Origin of the sequence: Providencia sp. PROV119 (assembly GCF_028482435.1) — a bacterium.
Taxonomy (GTDB): domain Bacteria; phylum Pseudomonadota; class Gammaproteobacteria; order Enterobacterales; family Enterobacteriaceae; genus Providencia; species Providencia stuartii.
Window position 1 is genome coordinate 1 of the sequence record NZ_JAMPQL010000036.1, and the last position, 17,842, is coordinate 17,842.

General features: G+C 39.7%; 14 protein-coding genes. 8 read left to right on the forward strand and 6 right to left on the reverse strand.

From position 1 onward, the window contains the following. Positions 1–287 precede the first annotated feature (287 nt). The 4 genes from PSF11_RS20195 to PSF11_RS20210 all read left to right on the forward strand — a co-directional run bounded on the left by PSF11_RS20195 (position 288) and on the right by PSF11_RS20210 (position 4,260). Positions 288–1,076, forward strand: a complete 789-nt coding sequence (locus tag PSF11_RS20195; RefSeq protein WP_171831120.1) for an endonuclease/exonuclease/phosphatase family protein — start codon at positions 288–290, stop codon at positions 1,074–1,076. A 379-nt stretch (positions 1,077–1,455) separates the two neighbouring features. Then, on the forward strand, positions 1,456–2,643 hold the full coding sequence (locus PSF11_RS20200) for an NAD(P)/FAD-dependent oxidoreductase (protein WP_004916265.1): 1,188 nt from the start codon (positions 1,456–1,458) through the stop codon (positions 2,641–2,643). Between the two features lie 13 nt (positions 2,644–2,656). After that, entirely contained in the window at positions 2,657–3,049 is a 393-nt protein-coding gene (locus PSF11_RS20205; protein WP_014656645.1) for a hypothetical protein, read from the forward strand. Between the two features lie 17 nt (positions 3,050–3,066). Continuing rightward, positions 3,067–4,260: a methionine gamma-lyase gene (locus tag PSF11_RS20210; RefSeq protein ID WP_004922949.1), complete on the forward strand. Its 1,194-nt coding sequence runs from the start codon at positions 3,067–3,069 to the stop codon at positions 4,258–4,260. 58 nt (positions 4,261–4,318) lie between these two features. Here PSF11_RS20210 and PSF11_RS20215 read toward each other — a convergent pair whose 3' ends face one another. Then, positions 4,319–5,689 (reverse strand): amino acid permease, encoded by a 1,371-nt coding sequence (locus PSF11_RS20215; protein ID WP_072502487.1) that lies wholly within the window; start codon positions 5,687–5,689, stop codon positions 4,319–4,321. A gap of 156 nt (positions 5,690–5,845) precedes the next feature. On the opposite strand from PSF11_RS20215, the gene queE reads away from it, so the two are divergent. Then, a complete protein-coding gene (gene queE, locus PSF11_RS20220; RefSeq protein WP_014656642.1) occupies positions 5,846–6,517 on the forward strand; it encodes a 7-carboxy-7-deazaguanine synthase QueE in 672 nt (223 codons plus the stop codon). A 34-nt stretch (positions 6,518–6,551) separates the two neighbouring features. Here queE and queD read toward each other — a convergent pair whose 3' ends face one another. After that, on the reverse strand, positions 6,552–6,914 hold the full coding sequence (queD, locus tag PSF11_RS20225; protein WP_272682880.1) for a 6-carboxytetrahydropterin synthase QueD: 363 nt from the start codon (positions 6,912–6,914) through the stop codon (positions 6,552–6,554). A 237-nt stretch (positions 6,915–7,151) separates the two neighbouring features. On the opposite strand from queD, the gene cysJ reads away from it, so the two are divergent. From cysJ to PSF11_RS20240, 3 genes are read left to right on the forward strand one after another with little or no spacing between them, the layout of a single operon-like run. Continuing rightward, the gene (gene cysJ, locus PSF11_RS20230; protein ID WP_072502486.1) at positions 7,152–8,957 is read left to right on the forward strand and encodes an NADPH-dependent assimilatory sulfite reductase flavoprotein subunit; all 1,806 of its coding nucleotides are present in this window, start codon (positions 7,152–7,154) and stop codon (positions 8,955–8,957) included. Beyond that, on the forward strand, positions 8,957–10,687 hold the full coding sequence (gene cysI / locus PSF11_RS20235; RefSeq protein WP_040132394.1) for an assimilatory sulfite reductase (NADPH) hemoprotein subunit: 1,731 nt from the start codon (positions 8,957–8,959) through the stop codon (positions 10,685–10,687). Before cysJ ends, cysI begins: the two co-directional genes overlap by 1 nt. Continuing rightward, positions 10,684–11,418 (forward strand): phosphoadenylyl-sulfate reductase, encoded by a 735-nt coding sequence (locus tag PSF11_RS20240; protein WP_014656638.1) that lies wholly within the window; start codon positions 10,684–10,686, stop codon positions 11,416–11,418. The genes cysI and PSF11_RS20240 overlap by 4 nt, the downstream gene beginning before the upstream one ends. Positions 11,419–11,481: 63 nt before the next feature. Here PSF11_RS20240 and PSF11_RS20245 read toward each other — a convergent pair whose 3' ends face one another. From PSF11_RS20245 to treB, 4 genes are read right to left on the reverse strand one after another with little or no spacing between them, the layout of a single operon-like run. After that, a complete protein-coding gene (locus tag PSF11_RS20245; RefSeq protein ID WP_072502485.1) occupies positions 11,482–12,870 on the reverse strand; it encodes a carbohydrate porin in 1,389 nt (462 codons plus the stop codon). A 55-nt stretch (positions 12,871–12,925) separates the two neighbouring features. After that, the gene (gene pgmB, locus PSF11_RS20250; RefSeq protein WP_014656636.1) at positions 12,926–13,573 is read right to left on the reverse strand and encodes a beta-phosphoglucomutase; all 648 of its coding nucleotides are present in this window, start codon (positions 13,571–13,573) and stop codon (positions 12,926–12,928) included. Next, positions 13,566–16,289, reverse strand: coding sequence for a glycoside hydrolase family 65 protein (locus PSF11_RS20255; protein ID WP_072502484.1), 2,724 nt, complete (start codon positions 16,287–16,289; stop codon positions 13,566–13,568). Before PSF11_RS20255 ends, pgmB begins: the two co-directional genes overlap by 8 nt. Positions 16,290–16,314: 25 nt before the next feature. Further along, positions 16,315–17,736, reverse strand: a complete 1,422-nt coding sequence (gene treB, locus PSF11_RS20260; protein WP_004922928.1) for a PTS trehalose transporter subunit IIBC — start codon at positions 17,734–17,736, stop codon at positions 16,315–16,317. Positions 17,737–17,842: the final 106 nt, after the last annotated feature.

The following is a 17,842-nucleotide window of genomic DNA, read 5'->3' on the forward strand; positions in this document are numbered from 1 at the left end:
TCAAGCCCCGTGAGATAACTCACGGGGCTTTTTTTATCTGTGCTTTAACCTCTTCCTGCATACTACATTTCTTCAATAGATTATGAACCTGCTTAGCGCAAACCATGTGTTTGATGCTTGCAAAATGCTATGAATAATTCAGAAATGGTTAATGAACAGATAATTATCAGTGGAGTTTAGCCTTAACTACATAAGATATAACAGGGTAGGTTTGATATACTACAAGCCATATGGTTTATAAAATTGCTAAAATGCTTTTAACTTCTAATTTTGTAGGGATCAGAAACGTGGCGAAAAGAACCTATTCTGTCAGATATATTGCAGGTCAACCCGCTAAACGTATTCAGCCAATGCCTGTACATATGTTAGGAGAATCATTACCCGTGGGGCTTCCCCTATTTGCGGCGGGAGAAACCTTAGATGTTGTGACATGGAATATTTATAAACAACAGCGGCCTAACTGGAAAAAGGTCCTTAATGAGTTAGTTAAAGATAAAAAACTGATTCTACTTCAAGAAGCTCAAATGTCGCCTGAGCTTATTTCATTCGCAGCCTCCCACAAACTGATAGCAGATCAAGTGCCCGCGTTGCCTTTTTCTCAGCATCCTGCTGGCGTAATGACATTAGCAACTGCTCATCCTATCTACTGTTGCCCGCTACGCGAAAAAGAGCCGTTATTGCGTTTAGCAAAATCGGCATTGATAACAGTTTATCCCTTGCCTAATGGGGAGCATTTGATGGTTGCAAATGTGCATGCCATAAACTTTAGTTTTGGTGTTGATGTTTATACAAGGCAATTAAGTAAATTAGGTGAGCATATATCGAAACACGTTGGCCCTGTACTTTTGGCTGGAGATTTTAATGCGTGGAGCCGCCAAAGGGTTAACGCCTTAAAACGCTTTGTTAGAAGCGTGGGGCTTAAAGAGGTTAACTATGATACTGATCAGCGCACTAAAGCGTTTGGACGGCCTTTGGATTATCTCTTTTATAGAGGCTTAAAAGTGAAAGATTGTTATGTCACAAACACAGATGCTTCAGATCATAACCCAATTATTACTCAGTTTGACTTAGTATAAAAATTATTTGAGTACCTACCTATTAGTAATTTCATACTTAAAAAGCCATTTATAGTTATTCTGCTCTTACGATAAACATTATCGATATGTCAGTTGCTGATAATGTTTATTTGGCTAAAAACAAATATTTATTATTAGACTGTATAAATAAGTTAGTCTTAAAATGAATGTTATTATTTTCATTCGGTAATTAAAAATAAAGATAACTATAATCTTGCTTATTTTTATTTAATGATAATTCACTGAATGTAATTAGTTTTATTTGGTGGATGAATATTAATTATTAATTAAATGTATGGCGAATTAATTAAATTAAACTATATTTATATATCTATATGATAACGATTTAACACAACTTAAATAATAGGTGGGTTAAAGTATGAAGCATATCGTCATAGTCGGTGGTGGTACAGGTGGTACAATGTTAGCGAATATCCTTGCAAGGAAACTTAATAAGGATATTTTTTCTAAAAAAATAAAAATAACATTAGTGACTGATAACCCTACTCATTATTATAAACCAGCTTTTATGTATGTTGCATTTAACTTATTCTTTAAAGAGGAGTTAAGTCGCCATGAGCGATCGTTATTACGGCCCGAAATTAATTTAGTGATTGATAAAATTGAGTCCTTTGACTTTAAAAATAAAGAACTAAAGTCAAATAGCGGTAAGACTTTAAATTATGATTACTTAGTTATCGCGACAGGATGTGTTCCTAGGCCAGATAGAATAGAAGGGTTAAAAGAAATAGGTAACCACTTCTATTCTTATGAGCCAGCAAGAAAGTTAGCAGATCAATTATCAAAAATTGAAAAAGGTAGGATCTTTATCACCGTATCATTTCCTGAAACGCCAAATGTTCCTCATCAATGTGGTATCGCACCAATGGAAACGACATTGATGTTAGATGAATTTTTACGTAAACGTCGCGTAAGAGACAATATTGAAATTGTATACACCTACCCGACAGTCTCTCAATTATTACGTAATTGCCTTTTCCTTCAACAACCTGTTTGTGAAGCTATCCCTGAGATTTTTAATATAAAAAATATTAAAGCCCAACGAGGTTTTACATTAAGTAAAGTAGATCCAGACAAGAAAGTCGCTTATTCACAAGAAGGTGATGAGCAGCCTTTTGATATTTTAATTAGCACTCCGCCAATTACAGCTGTTGAAGCTGTGATTAATACAGGCTTAAGTGAGCACAATAATGGTGAAGGCTGGCTCCCAACAGATCATGAGACCATGCAAGTCTACGGCACAGATGGAGTGTATGTAATCGGTGATACCGTTGATTTGCCTATCAGTAAAGCAGGAGGGAGCTGTCATAACCAAGCTGGGATTATTGCTGATAATATTTTTGGTGAATTAACTTATGGTTATCCTGCGGCTATTTATGATGGGCGTGTACAAGCCGTTGCTCAAATGGGATTAAATGCAGGTATGCCATTACAGTATGACTATAAACATGATGTTATCCCAATACCTGCAACTAAGGTGGGAGGACTACTCAGAAATAGTTTCAATAGAGGTCTTTATTGGGCTGCTATCCGTGGTTTAGTGTAAGAGGGTAATTATCATGTCAAATGAAAATACGCACTCCAAACTTATTGAGCTACTTAATTCAGAGTCTGTAGATCATTTCGCCGAGAAAATATCACCACTGCTGCATTTAAAACGCTTAGATAATATCGTTGATCTACTTTCTTTAGTTTCTGACCTTGTTGATATTCTTGATTTAGGTACGGTTGAAAAATTATCCAATTCATTCGAAGACACGTTAACGCCAGTTTGGGAGCTAGGAACGGCATATAACATGGCTAAGATGGAGGCGATATATGATGATAAAACGCATAATTTTCGTTCAGTTTATAGCTTGTTAAAAGATCCAAATACTTTACGGGGGATTAGTATCCTATTAAGAACGTTGCAGATTATGGGTTCTAGGATACCTCAATCCAATGAGAAGTAATTTTTTAGGAGAGTGGTATGAGCTTAAATCAGAGGAATGCTTTTGATACTCGAATAATACACAGTTTTTATGATCAGCGTGAAAATAAAGGGGCGTTGGTTCCGCCTATATATCAAACCTCAACTTATTCATTTAGCAGTGCGGAAGAGGGAGCCGCCTGTTTCAGTGGTGAGAAAGAAGGGTATATTTACACAAGAATTAATAATCCTACGCTAGATTTGTTAGAAAAAAGGCTCGCTGATTTAGAAGAAGGTGAAGCAGCGATTGTATTTTCGTCAGGAATGGGAGCCATTACATCGACTTTTTGGTCTCTAATGAACCCAGGTGATGAGCTATTAGTTGATATGACGGTTTATGGGTGTACTTATTCCTTTTTTCATAATGGACTCGAGCGATTCGGTATTCAGGTACGCCACATTGATATGAGTGACCCTAAAAATGTAGCTCAAGCGATCAGCAAAAAGACGAAAATGATTTTTTTTGAATCCCCAGCTAATCCTGATATGCGCTTGGTGGATATACAAGCGGTAACGAATATTGCAAAGGAGCATAATATTATTGTCGTTGTTGATAACACCTATTGTACTCCTTATCTACAAAAGCCAATCACTTTAGGCGTTGATATTGTGATCCATTCATTAACCAAGTATATGAGTGGTCATGGTGATGTTATTGCAGGCGCAGCCATAACAACAAAGGAAATAGCGAAGCAGATCCGGCTAGTTGGGTTAAAAGATATGACGGGAGCGTGTTTATCACCTCATGATGCGAGTTTGATTATGCGAGGAATGAAAACGCTCTCTGTTCGTATGGAGCGTATTGTGAAGAGCGCTCAACAGATAGCACAATATCTCTCTTCTCATCCTAAAATTGCATTTGTCATTTATCCAGGCTTGCCGAGCTTTAAACAATATGAGCTAGCCAAAAAACAAATGAAATTACCTGGCGGCATGATTGCCTGTGAAATTAAAGGCGGTATGGAATCAGGTAAACGCTTTTTAAATCGTTTAACGCTATTTTCACGAGCAGTGAGCTTGGGGGATTGTGAATCCTTAGCACAACACCCTGCAAGTATGACACATTCAACTTATACACCAGAAGAACGACAATATTATGGGATAAGTGATGGATTACTGAGATTATCGATTGGACTAGAGGATGTAAATGATTTGATTGCCGACCTTGAGCAGGCTCTTGAATTAGAAAGTTAATGATAAAACGCCCCATCAATGATGGGGCGTTATGTTGTGTTTTGCAGATAGGATTATTTTAATTATTTTTTTGGTAATTGCGCATTATAAAGTAGGCAACAGTAAGTATCACAACCCAAACACAACCGACGATTAAAGCCACTCGTGTGTTTTCAAAGAACCCAAGTAATGCGATAACAAATACCATAAAGGCAATCGTCACCATAGGGCCGACCGGCCAAAATGGTACAGGGAACTTGAGCTGTTTAATCTCTTCTTGGCTCATTTTACGGCGCATAGCAACCTGCGAAAGCAAGATCATTAACCATACCCAAACAGTGGCAAACGTTGCAATTGAAGCAATAATCACGAAAATTCGCTCAGGTAAAAGGTAATTTAAGTATACGCCAAGCAGCATAACGGCTGACATCACCAAGACGGTTACCCATGGCACACCATTGCGTGTCAACTTAGTGAAAGCGCTAGGTGCTTGTTTATCTTGAGCCATGCCGTACATCATTCGACCAGCACCAAAAATATCACTGTTAATGGCCGAAATGGCGGCGGTGATAACAACGATGTTTAGAATGTTTGCGGCAGAAGAAATATTCAGACTAGAAAAAATTTGCACGAATGGGCTACCGTTTTGCCCAATTTGGTTCCATGGATAGATACACATTAAGATAAAGAGTGTTAAACCATAGAATAGCAAGATCCTAATAGGCACGGCATTAATTGCTTTAGGGATGGTTTTCTCTGGGTTTTGAGCTTCGCTTGCGGTGATACCAATCACTTCAATCCCACCAAATGCAAACATAACAATGGCGAGAGAGGCAATAACGCCAGTAATGCCATGCGGCATAAAACCACCATGTTCCCATAGGTTTTGCAAGCCGACAGCGTGGTCTGTCTCTTTACCAAAACCGTAGAACATTAAGAAGGCACCACCGATAATCATGGCAATAATTGCGGTCACTTTGACTATCGATAACCAGAATTCAAGCTCACCAAATATTTTAACGTGACATAAATTCAGCGCACCGATAAATAAAACGATGCTGAGTACCCATACCCATTGATCAACATGAGGGAACCAAAAGCCCATATACATCCCGAAGGCGGTGATATCTGCAAGGCAGACAACCAGCATTTCGAAAACATAGTTCCATCCGGTTAGAAAGCCTGCTAATGGCCCCATATAGTGGCTGGCATAGTGAGAAAATGACCCTGGAACTGGGTTATGAACCGCCATTTCACCTAAAGCACGCATAACCATAAAAACGGCAGCGCCCCCTATCATATAGGCGATGAGTACTGCGGGGCCGGCTGCTTGTATGGCTGAAGCGGAGCCATAAAAGAGGCCTGTACCAATCGCTGACCCTAAGGCCATAAAGCGAATGTGCCTGACACTCAGTCCCTTTCTGAGTTGATTTTTTTTACTACTTTGCATTTTTTGTCCTGTCTTTAATTACCGAATATCGTTTCGGTTTTTTTAATCAGATGTGCTTTATCAAATCCAAGCTGTTTACATTACCATAAAGTGGGTTAACCGCGGATAGATATCTGCGATATAATACGTATTAAGATGACAATGCCAGAGAGTGCGATGAATTACCCAATCAATGAAATTTTTCAAACATTACAAGGTGAAGGTGTGTTCACCGGTGTTCCTGCTGTTTTTATTCGCTTGCAAGGCTGCCCAGTGGGTTGCAGTTGGTGCGACACCAAACATACTTGGGAGAAAGAAGAGAGCAAAGCAACAACACTTGGTGATATTGCACTAAAAACCGTTGATACAGATACATGGGCGCTGGCGGATAGTCATGAATTAATCAACCTCATGAAAAAACAAGGGTATACAGCTAAACATATTGTTATCACAGGGGGAGAGCCGTGTATTTACGATCTGCTTCCTTTAACGTGTGAGTTAGAAAATCAAGGCTATCAGTGCCAAATTGAAACGAGTGGCACTTATCCTATTCAATGCTCAGATAAAACATGGGTAACGGTATCACCAAAAGTGGGGATGAAAGGGGGATTACAGGTGCTTACGGAATCAATTAACCGAGCAAATGAAATCAAGCACCCTGTTGCGCGTGAAAAAGACATTGAAGAGTTGGATAAATTGTTGGCAAAACGAACCGAAAAACATGCGCCAGTTGTTGCATTACAGCCTATTAGCCAAAAAAGCTTAGCAACCAAGTTATGTATCGATACGTGTATTGCGCGAAATTGGCGTCTTTCTATTCAAACCCATAAATATCTTAATATCGCCTGATGTGCCGCGTTGAACACGGCATACCAGAAAGTGTCTATTCGCCGCGGTAAATACAGCCAGCATTACAGGTTTCTTTCACTGTCACGGCACTGAGTAATGGTAAGAGGGGGTTGGTTTTATGCCAAATCCAGCTTGCCAGCACCTCGCTGGTTGGATTTTCGAGGCCTTCAATATCATTTAAGTAATAATGGTCGAGTTGATCTAAAATTGGCTTAAATGCTTTTTTGACATCACTAAAATCGATAAGCCATCCACTTTTTTCCTCGACTTCGCCTGTCAGCTCTAATCTTACCATGAAAGAATGGCCATGGAGGCGACCGCATTTATGACCTTCAGGTACATAGGGAAGTTTGTGTGCCGCTTCAAAATGAAAATCTTTATAGATGCTTGTTCTCATAACTAACTCCTTATAAATCGAAATGCAGCGTATTCTACTGTAATTTGTACTCCGAGCATCTTATTTTGTCGAATTATCACTAACCATTTTTATGAGTATGATTCACTAACTATTTTCATTAGGCTTTTTAGCTATTAGTTATGGCGATCGTTTCTTATCCCGTTACGAAAGGGTGTTATAACCTGACAAACTATCGGGGTAGTAATTTATGATGAGCAACTCTGGGGTTATAAGATAATGACAAAAAAACAGTCTCCAATTTCGGCATTGCCAATATCTATGGAGCAACTTGCACGCTTACAGACAGCCGTGGATGATTTTTCATCTCACCAATTAGCTTGGTTGTCTGGATATTTGTGGGGAATGGTAAACCAAAATACAGTGACTAGTACACCTGTGAGTGCACCCGTGCCACAGGACGAAACGATTACAATCATTTCTGCTTCACAAACTGGCAACGCGCGCCGTTTATCTGAACAACTTAGAGAAAAGTTGCTCAGCGAAAAGCTCAATGTGAATTTAGTGAATGCAGGAGATTATAAATTTAAGCAGATAGCGCAAGAAAAAATATTGGTGATAGTTGCATCAACACAAGGAGAAGGCGAGCCTGCTGAGGAGGCGGTTGCATTATATAAATACTTGCACTCCAAAAAGGCTCCAAGCCTGAATGAAACGGCATACGCTGTTTTCGCATTAGGCGACTCTTCCTATGAGAAATTCTGTCAAGCTGGTAAAGATTTTGATACGCAGCTGGCTCAATTAGGCGCCAAGCCATTACTTGCACGTATCGATGCCGATGTAGAGTATCAAGCAATTGCAGATGCATGGATTGAGGAACTGAGCCAATTACTTAAAGCGCGAGTGCCAACGCAAAGTACTCATCAACTTGTTGCGGCTCAGGTAGGGAGCGTAGATGAAATTCATTCATCACCTTACACTAAGACGTCGCCACTTACCGCATCTTTATCGGTCAATCAGAAGATCACAGGGCGCGGATCACTAAAAGATGTTCGCCATATTGAGATTGATTTGGGGGATTCAGGGTTACGCTATCAGCCTGGTGATGCGCTTGGGGTGTGGTTTGATAATGATCCTGCTCTTGTTGAGGAGCTTATCGGTTTATTATGGTTAACCGGTGATGAAAAGGTTCAAGTGGCTGAACAATCATACACACTACGCGATGCACTGACTCACCATTTAGAGTTGACACAAAACAGCCCTCTTATTGTTGAAAAATATGCCAACTTGTCAAAAGACGAGACTTTATTGGGGTTAATAAGTGATAAGCAGGCACTTTTGCACTATGCACAAAATACTCCCATTGTTGATATGGTGAGACAAGCTGCCGCTCAGCCTACCGCTCAAGAGTTTGTTGAGCTTCTTCGACCATTGACCCCACGGTTGTATTCAATCGCATCTTCACAGGCGGAAACAGAAGATGAGGTGCATATTACTGTCGGCGTTGTACGTTATGACATTGATGGTCGTGCTCGTACAGGTGGTGCTTCTGGCTTTTTGGCTGATCGCCTAAAAGAAGGTGATGAACTGCGTATTTTTATTGAACACAATGATAATTTCCGTCTTCCAGCCGACAGTACAAAACCTGTCATCATGATAGGCCCCGGTACTGGCATCGCACCGTTCCGTGCATTTATGCAGCAACGCGATAATGAGGAAGCGACCGGTAAGAACTGGTTGTTTTTTGGTAATCCACATTTTGTTGAAGATTTTCTCTACCAAGTGGAATGGCAACGCTATGTCAAAGAAGGTTTGTTGACCAATATTTCATTGGCCTGGTCCCGAGAACAAGCACAAAAAGTGTATGTGCAAGATAAGTTGCGTGAACAAGGTGAGGAAGTTTGGCACTGGATTGAAGAAGGGGCACATATCTATGTCTGCGGTGATGCGAATCACATGGCTCGGGATGTGGAGCAGGCGTTGCTGGAGATTATCAGTCAATACGGAAACATGGATAGCGAATCGGCAGATGAATTTTTAAGTGAGCTGCGCGTGGAGCGCCGTTATCAGAGGGATGTCTACTAATGAGTGATAAAAAATACGGGCCTTTGGTCGTAGAAGGCAAACTGGCTGATAGTGAACGGATGAAAAACGAGAGTAATTATCTACGTGGAACTATCAAAGAAGATCTCAAAAATGGATTAAGTGGCGGATTTGAAGGGGATAATTTCCTACTAATTCGTTTCCATGGGATGTATCAACAAGATGATCGTGATATCCGAGCGGAGCGCGCTGAACAAAAATTAGAACCCCGCCATGCGATGATGCTTCGTTGCCGGTTGCCCGGAGGCATCATTACGCCTAAACAGTGGTTAGATATCGATAGATTCGCATCAGAACATACGCTGTATGGCAGCGTGCGTATCACTAACCGACAAACCTTCCAGTTCCACGGTATTTTAAAGGGTGATGTGAAGCCTGCACACCAAATGTTACATCATGTGGGGCTTGACGCATTAGCGACGGCAAACGATGTGAACCGTAATGTGCTTTGTACCTCTAACCCCGTTCAATCTGAGCTACATCAACAAGCTTATGAATGGGCGAAAAAAATATCGGAGCATTTACTGCCACGTACAAATGCTTATGCAGAAATTTGGCTTGATAAAGAAAAGGTGGCAACAACGGATGAAGAGCCAATATTAGGGAAAACCTATTTGCCTCGTAAATTCAAAACATCGGTAGTGATACCGCCATTAAATGATGTCGATTTACACGCCAATGACATGAACTTTGTAGCGATTGCTCAAGATGGGGAGTTAATTGGCTTTAACGTGTTAGTGGGCGGTGGTCTTGCGATGACTCACGGTGACACGGCGACTTACCCTCGATTAGCCAGTGAGTTTGGGTTTATTTATTTGAAAGATACGCTGGCGATTGCAGAAGCTATCGTGACAACTCAACGTGATTGGGGGAATCGGACAGAACGTAAAAATGCTAAAACAAAATACACGCTGGAACGTGTTGGTGTTGAAACATTTAAACAAGAAGTTGAAAGACGCTCTGGGGTGACCTTCGAGCCAGTTCGGCATTATGCGTTTACTCAACGTGGTGATCAAATTGGTTGGTTAAAAGGGATAGACGATCGTTGGCATCTCACGTTATTTATTGAAAATGGTCGTTTAATCGATTTGCCTAATAAACCACTAAAAACAGGTGTTGCAGAAATAGCTAAAATTCATCAGGGAGACTTTCGCTTAACGGCGAATCAAAACCTGATAGTTGCGGGAGTGCCTGAATCGGAAAAAGAGCGCATTGAAGCGATTGCACGTGAACATGGCTTGATCAGTGATGAGGTGACATTGCAGCGTGAGAACTCAATGGCTTGTGTTTCTTTCCCTACCTGCCCATTAGCAATGGCGGAAGCAGAGCGCTTCTTACCTGAATTTGTCAGTGAAGTAGAAAAAATCATGTCGTCACACGGCATCGGTAACGAGCATATTGTATTACGTGTGACAGGATGCCCAAATGGCTGTGGTCGAGCCATGCTGGCGGAAGTTGGATTGGTAGGTAAAGCAATTGACCGATATAACTTACATTTAGGTGGTAATCGTATCGGTACTCGAATTCCGCGCATGTATCGAGAGAATATTAGTTCGGCGGAAATTTTAACTATCTTAGACAATTTGATTGGTCGTTGGGCAAAAGAGCGGGAAGATCAGGAAGGTTTTGGCGACTACTTAATTCGCGCTAATGTAGTGAAACCAGTACTGAATTCAGCTATCGATTTTTATGAAGTGAAGGAGGCGGTATGAGTCAACTCAAACTTGCCGAAGTACTTAAATTAGATAAAGTGCAACAAGCTGAATATTTATCAGCATTGAATGTGCAATTGGAAAAATTGAGTGCTATTGAGCGAATCGAGTGGGCATTAGATAATTTGCCCGCTAAATTTGTATTGTCATCCAGTTTTGGCATACAAGCGGCGCTCATGCTACATATGGTGACACAAGTGATGCCCGATATTCCTGTTATTTTAACGGATACTGGGTATCTTTTTCCTGAGACTTACATCTTCATTGAAGAGTTAAAAGATGAACTCCATTTGAATTTGCAAGTTTATCGCTCCCCATTATCTCCAGCGTGGCAGGAAGCTATTTATGGCAAATTATGGGAACAAGGAACTGAGGGGATAGATCTATACAATCAAATTAATAAGGTTGAACCGATGAATCGAGCTTTGCGGGAGTTAAAAGCGCAAAGTTGGTTCTCGGGGCTGCGTAGAGAGCAATCGAAGAGTCGTGCCACGCTGCCCGTACTGAGTATCGGTAAAGGGGTATTTAAAATATTACCAGTGGTTGATTGGAATAATCGCCAAGTACATGAATATCTGACCAAATATGATTTGCCTTATCACCCTCTTTGGGAGCAAGGGTATTTATCTGTTGGTGATACACATACCACTCGTAAATGGGAGCCTGGTATGAGTGAAGAAGAGACCCGCTTTTTCGGTCTTAAACGCGAATGTGGGCTTCATGAAGGGTAAGTTACTGCAAATAGCTTGAGTGGCTGACCTGATAAATCAGCCACTCAATGTTTAATTCAATTTTTAGAATAAGTATTTAAATCTGACTCTGGAGCCATAACGATCTTTATCGCTATTTTTCACTTCGATATCTTTTCCATCAATTACAGAGTAGTAAGCGCCGATATAAATTTTAAAATTATCCATATCAAGTATGTTTGGTAACTCATATGAAGTATATAAAGTGTGAATATCATATTTTCCTGGACCAAAAATAACTTCATTATCGATGTCACTATCATAATTTAATGCGTAGGACTTGATATCATTATGAGCATAAATATAACCCAGCTGCAAGCGGCGCCATAAAATATTGGCACCAGTAGTAAAATCTGTTTCATTGCTAGCATCTAAATAAGCCGTACTCCAGTTTACGTCGATACCATTTGTTGGATCATCTTTTAAGCTATTCCAACCTAGAGTTAAACCATATCCATTACGCTTAGATTGGTTTTTAAACTCACCTGTATTTTTATCTTCATAACCATAAGCATTTTTAATAACATTACTTTCAATGGCGGCGGCTACTTTAAAGTTGTCTTTATTCCAAGCGATCACAGGTCGAACATAGATAACATTTTTCTTATTGATTTGTTTTCGCCCATGGTATTCGCCATCGGTAAAGATACTGGTGCCATCTTCGATTAATAGATTTGTTTCAAAATACCAATTATCGTATTTAGTATTAAACATCATGCTGCCGCCACTATTGCTTCTTCCTCGGCCTTCTTTCATCATATAGATATAGCCAAAGCCATCACTATAGGTATCATTCGCGGTATTACCTGAATACTCAATAAAGGTATCTTGATTTAATGGGAACATATCGTAGGCTTCATAGCGGCCTAATTTTATTTGCCAACTCTCTTTTTTACCAAAGTAGAATTTGGCATCATCTAAACCAATTTGTCCATTAATATTAGCGAGTGGTTGAACGGAAAAGCCTGCATAGTTGTTATTCTTTAAAGAACGCTCACCATCAAGTCCAATTAGAATACGGCCATTAATTCCCCATTTATCATAATCACCAAAATCTTTATCTTTTCCTGCCTGAGTATTTACTGAGGTCAGTTGCCCTTTTTTACTGGCAACATCAGTATTAAATTCGACATCACCGTAAAGTTTAAGCTTGCCATATTGGCTATTGGTTTCGATTAAATGTGGGGCTTCAGTGTGATTTGTCGTAGCTGTTGTATTATTGATTGGCTGATTAATAACTTGACGATTTTGTAATGCTTTTTCTAAATTAGCTGCTTTTTGTTCAGCAAGTTCTGCTCTTTTTTCAGCAGCAAGTGTTCTTTGCTCTAAAAGCGCTAAACGTTGCTCTATTGATAGAGAACTTGTATTAGCTTCGGTTATAACAGGCATAGCTAATCCTAAGCTAACAGCAGTAGCTAATAGTTTAGTTTTCATTCTTTATTCCTTGTTTATATCTGGATGGAAAACAGAGTTTCCATCCGATAATTTATTATTTGATTAGTGTATGTATGTCTATTTCAGTTAATGAGTGCACTTCACGATCAGCTTCAGGCAGTGGGCCTTCAGCGATAATACCAATAGCATAAATCCTCGCTTTTTTAAGGGCTTGTATTCCTGCCATTGAATCTTCAAAACCAACACAATACTGAGCAGGCACATCAATGAGCTGCGCTGCTTTTAAAAAGATTTCAGGATCGGGTTTACCTTGTTTTAATGACTTAGGATCAACAATAGATTGAAAATAGTGCTCTATAGCCAATTTTTTCAATATAGTTGGCGCATTTTGGGATGCAGAGGCAATAACACAAGGTATATTGTATTGGTTAGCCTGCTTAATTAAATCTAATACGCCGGGTAAAATATCTTTTGGGCTAATGTTATCAAGTAACTTTAGATAATATTCATTTTTCCTTTCAGAGAGCATATTTTTCTCTTCAATAGAAAATGAATTTTGCTTATTACCATGGCGTAAAATTTTATCTAATGACTCTACACGGCTGATTCCTTTTAAGGATTGGTTGAATTGTTCATCAATTTCAATCCCGATTTCGCTAGCCAGCTTTTTCCAAGCTAAATAATGGTAACTGGCGGTATCAACAATAACACCATCAAGATCAAATATGAGTCCTTTAACCATTAGCGTTACCCTCATTAGAATTTAAGGAAAAAGGTGTATTAGGAACAAGGCTATAGAGGTGGTTATTGATTGATATTGTGCATGCTTTATCACTCATCACCGTAATATTGTTATGAGTTACCCTGATGTGGAACAAAACACATTGGTGTCTTAATTTAAAACTCAGCCCTTGCCACTGTTTAGGTAACGAAGGCGCGATATTAAGAATATCTTGTCGAATATCGACACCAGCGTAAGCCATGATCGTAGTATTTAAAGTCGCTGCCATCACTCCGGTATGTATGCCTTCAGCCGTCGTTCCACCTTGGATATCGTTGTAATCTGAGTACAAGGCATCCTGATAGAGTTGCCACGATAGGTCATGGAGCTGTATTTGTTCGGCTAAATAAGCATGAACAATGCGCGATAAGGTTGAGCCATGAGAGGTGCGTTCAAGGTAATAATGTAGATTTTTCTCCGCAAAGCTTTCAGATAATGAGTAGCCCAGAGATTCAATTAAAGATTTCACAGTTGTTTTATCTAAGTTATTAAACAACATGAGTGTGTCGGCTTGTTTAGCGACTTTGAAATCATCTGCTGATTTATTTTCTTTACGTAGGATCCGATCCATTCGGTAAATATTGCCATATTTCTGGCGATAGCTTTCCCAGTCGAGATCATCTAACGCAAAGTAGCCTGCAAATTGTTCAATAACGTCATCTTGATTTAGCGTGACAGCGAGCTGCGTTTTAATTTGGCAGAGCTTGTCGAGCGTATTTGCAGAAAAACCAAATTCAGATAATTTGTCAGTAAAACGTTTATCGCGATACAGCGTCGTCATCTCATTAAAAAGCCACGCCACCATTAAATTGGTATAGGCATTATCTTTTAGGCCGCCTTCTTGAGCATCGGCATATTTTTCATGAAATTCATCGGGGCCCATGACGCCACTGATATGAAAACGTTGGTCTTGCTCATCCCACTGACATAGGCTAAGCCAAAATAACGTGATGTCATTGAGCAGCTCTAAGCCATACTCTTCCATAAATGGGTTATCAAGGGTATTACGCCAATATAGCCACACGTTGTAAGCGATGGCTAATGAAACATGGCGTTGGCGACAACTGTGGTCAGGATCCCACTGACCAGATAATGGATTTAAATGCAGAACTTGAGTTTGCTCTGTACCATCGTGACCTGACTGCCATGGGAACATAGCGCCTTGGAAACCGGCGGCCTTCGCTGCGAGTCGGGCAGCTTCTAATCGGCGATAACGATAGAGTAAAAGTTGGCGAGCGGTATTAGGGAAGTGCATGATATAAAATGGGAAAATGAAAATCTCATCCCAAAAAATATGCCCTCGATAAGCTTCTCCGTGTAACCCTCGTGCGGTGACGGAAACATCAAGTTTATTTTTTTCGTTACTAAACGGTGACGCTGATGAAAGTAAATGGTAGGTATGTAGACGTAATAATTTTTGCGTCATTAAATCCCCTGATACTGCAATATCAGCTTCATCCCATAAAGTTTGCCATGCTTGTTTTGTTTCTGCTAACTGGGTTTGCCAAGCGGGAAGTTCCCATTTCGTAACATCTTGCCAATTATCGGGGTAAGCCGTAGATGTGGTTAGCGCGACACTTTTTTCAACAGTATAGGGGGTATTTTTCTGAGCATTGAATGTGATACTTTGCTCAACAACTGAGTCAGAAAAATGGCAAATAATGTCTTGTGGTGAAAAGAAATCACCACAAAGAGAGGATGCTAAGCCAATCCCTATTTTTGATTGATGAGTTTGAGCTAACAGATAAGCATTTTGTTGCTTTGCACCACCTTCTAACACACTGTAATGGTTTTGATTTAGGCTACGATATCGTTCTACTCCCGCATTACAAGTGTTCCCTTCTAAGCGAGTGAGAAGGGTCATTTCGCCAGAAAAATTTAACGGAATAAATTGGTAATGTAGGCAGTAATGAGACATATTTGCCATATTGGCAAACTTGAAACAGCGAATATTCAGTTGTTTCCCGTCTGTTGTTTCAATAAGCCAGTCAGAAGATAGGACACCGGTTTTAAAATCTAAATGGCGGGTTAGAGCAAGTGTGGTTACATTATTTGGATGAATGTAGTCGCCATCTCCGATTTTAAGCGAAATAAACTGGCCATTCGGTGCATTAACAAAGTCTTCGTTGACCACTTGGTGATCGTTGACTTGAGAGGTTGCTTGATTATATAGGCCTGCAATATAAGTTGCAGGGTAATAATCATGACTCGCTGTCATCTCCGGTAATGTACCGCGCAGGCCAATATACCCATTTGCCACCGTTAATAGTGACTCTTGGCAATACTCATCTTTCCCTGATGTTAAACCGGAATACTCAATTGACCAAGTAAGTTCTTTTTCCCGATGAATGAATTTCCTCTCTAAGCTGTCCTGTTGATTTACTTCCCTGATATTTTCAATAATAAATGGCTTATTAAGAGATTCTGTAAATAAATTTGCGACATCAATAGTTTTATTATCTTGTGTTTTTATCACATAAGATTTTTTTCCATCGTCATCGACTGGCCATTGTATAACGCCACCGTCAATCAATTGAAAGTCGCTATTTATTTTCTTAGCGATATTTAACCAGTCATGATAAGTACTATTTACGGTGTCAAAGGTGTAATCATATTTATTATTATTGTACTCAACAGACACGCTGATATCTGTAAAAGCAATGTATAAGTAATTCATAATAAACCTTAAATTTGATGATATATTAATTAGCTTGTAGCGTGCCTTTTCTTTCTTTATAGCGATAGGCGATAACGGTTAATGCAATGGGAACGACAACGGCGACGACCATAGCGAACAGGTAAACTAACCAATAAGTTGGTTGTATCGATAAAATGCCAGGTAAACCACCCACGCCAATACCATTAGATAGAACATGGTTTAAACCACAAATCAGTCCTGCGAGTGAAGCACCAACCATCGCACATAGCATAGGGAAGCCATATTTTAGGTTAACACCATACATAGCCGGCTCTGTTACACCTAAATAGGCTGAAATAGCGGCTGGGATAGTAATTTCATGTTCATTTGCTTTACGGCTAACAATAATGATACCGACAACCGCTGAAGCTTGGGCAATATTTGATAATGCGATAATAGGCCAAATAGGGGTGCCGCCGTAACTTTGAGTCATCTGTAAGTCGATCGCTAAGGTTGTGTGATGTAACCCTGTGATCACCATTGGCGAGTAGAAAAAACCGAAGATAGCTGAGCCAATAGGCGCAAAGTCACCTAGCATTAATAGCTTGATGACTTCGGCAATACCATTGCCAATGCTTCTGCCAATAGGGCCTAAAATAACGTGTGCGACGAAGACTGAGATAATCAATGTGACGATTGGAACAATAACCAATTTTAAATAATCGGGAATGTAACGGCGTAAACGGGTTTCAAACCAGCCGAGGAATAAACCTGCTAAGATAGAAGGGATGACTTGCGCCTGATAACCGACTTTCTCAATTGTAAACAGCCCAAAGTTCCAAACATCAGGGATTTGTGAGCCTAAATTATAGGCATTCATTAGCTGAGGAGAAACTAAAGTGATCCCTAATACTAAACCTAGGGCTGGGGTACCCCCCATCTTTTTAGTTGCAGACCAGCAGATGCTAACAGGTAAAAAGTGGAATATTGCTTCGCAAGGTAACCATAGGAAATCATAAATAGGCTTTAACCAAGGATAAAAATAGGTTAAAGGTTTATTATCCGATACAGGCATCTCACCAATAACGTTACGCAAACCTAAAAGTAAACCACCACAAATTAAAATAGGTAATAGTGGTACGAATATTTCTGCCAAATTTGCGATAAGCCTTTGCCAAAAACTCATATTTTTTTTGGCGTCAGACTTTACTTCATCTTTACTTTTTGTTTCTAACTCAAGATGCTTTGAAAGAATTTGATAATAGTGGTCAACATCGACACCAATAATAACTTGGAACTGTCCGGCATTATTAAAACACCCCTTAACAAAAGGGATTTGTTTTATTTTATCTATTTCTGCGATATTAGGGTCATTAAGAACAAAGCGCAGCCTTGTTAAGCAGTGAGAAACACTAATAATATTATTTTTACCGCCAATCAGTGCAATAAGCTCTTCAATGGCCTTTAAATCTTTGGCACTAGGCATATTTATTTTCTCATCGTAGTTATGTTTTTTTTAATATATATCCTTATTTGCATTATTTGAACGGGAACGTTCCCATAACTAGACAATGATCACAAGTAATAATAAT

Coding starts and splice junctions, on each gene's coding strand:
- pgmB (WP_014656636.1), bottom strand. CDS start 13,573: ATGGTTAAAGGACTCATATTTGATCTTGATGGTGTTATTGTTGATACC.
- cysI (WP_040132394.1), top strand. CDS start 8,957: ATGAGTGATAAAAAATACGGGCCTTTGGTCGTAGAAGGCAAACTGGCT.
- PSF11_RS20240 (WP_014656638.1), top strand. CDS start 10,684: ATGAGTCAACTCAAACTTGCCGAAGTACTTAAATTAGATAAAGTGCAA.
- PSF11_RS20210 (WP_004922949.1), top strand. CDS start 3,067: ATGAGCTTAAATCAGAGGAATGCTTTTGATACTCGAATAATACACAGT.
- queE (WP_014656642.1), top strand. CDS start 5,846: ATGAATTACCCAATCAATGAAATTTTTCAAACATTACAAGGTGAAGGT.
- PSF11_RS20255 (WP_072502484.1), bottom strand. CDS start 16,289: ATGAATTACTTATACATTGCTTTTACAGATATCAGCGTGTCTGTTGAG.
- queD (WP_272682880.1), bottom strand. CDS start 6,914: ATGAGAACAAGCATCTATAAAGATTTTCATTTTGAAGCGGCACACAAA.
- PSF11_RS20245 (WP_072502485.1), bottom strand. CDS start 12,870: ATGAAAACTAAACTATTAGCTACTGCTGTTAGCTTAGGATTAGCTATG.
- cysJ (WP_072502486.1), top strand. CDS start 7,152: ATGACAAAAAAACAGTCTCCAATTTCGGCATTGCCAATATCTATGGAG.
- PSF11_RS20205 (WP_014656645.1), top strand. CDS start 2,657: ATGTCAAATGAAAATACGCACTCCAAACTTATTGAGCTACTTAATTCA.
- PSF11_RS20200 (WP_004916265.1), top strand. CDS start 1,456: ATGAAGCATATCGTCATAGTCGGTGGTGGTACAGGTGGTACAATGTTA.
- PSF11_RS20215 (WP_072502487.1), bottom strand. CDS start 5,689: ATGCAAAGTAGTAAAAAAAATCAACTCAGAAAGGGACTGAGTGTCAGG.
- treB (WP_004922928.1), bottom strand. CDS start 17,736: ATGCCTAGTGCCAAAGATTTAAAGGCCATTGAAGAGCTTATTGCACTG.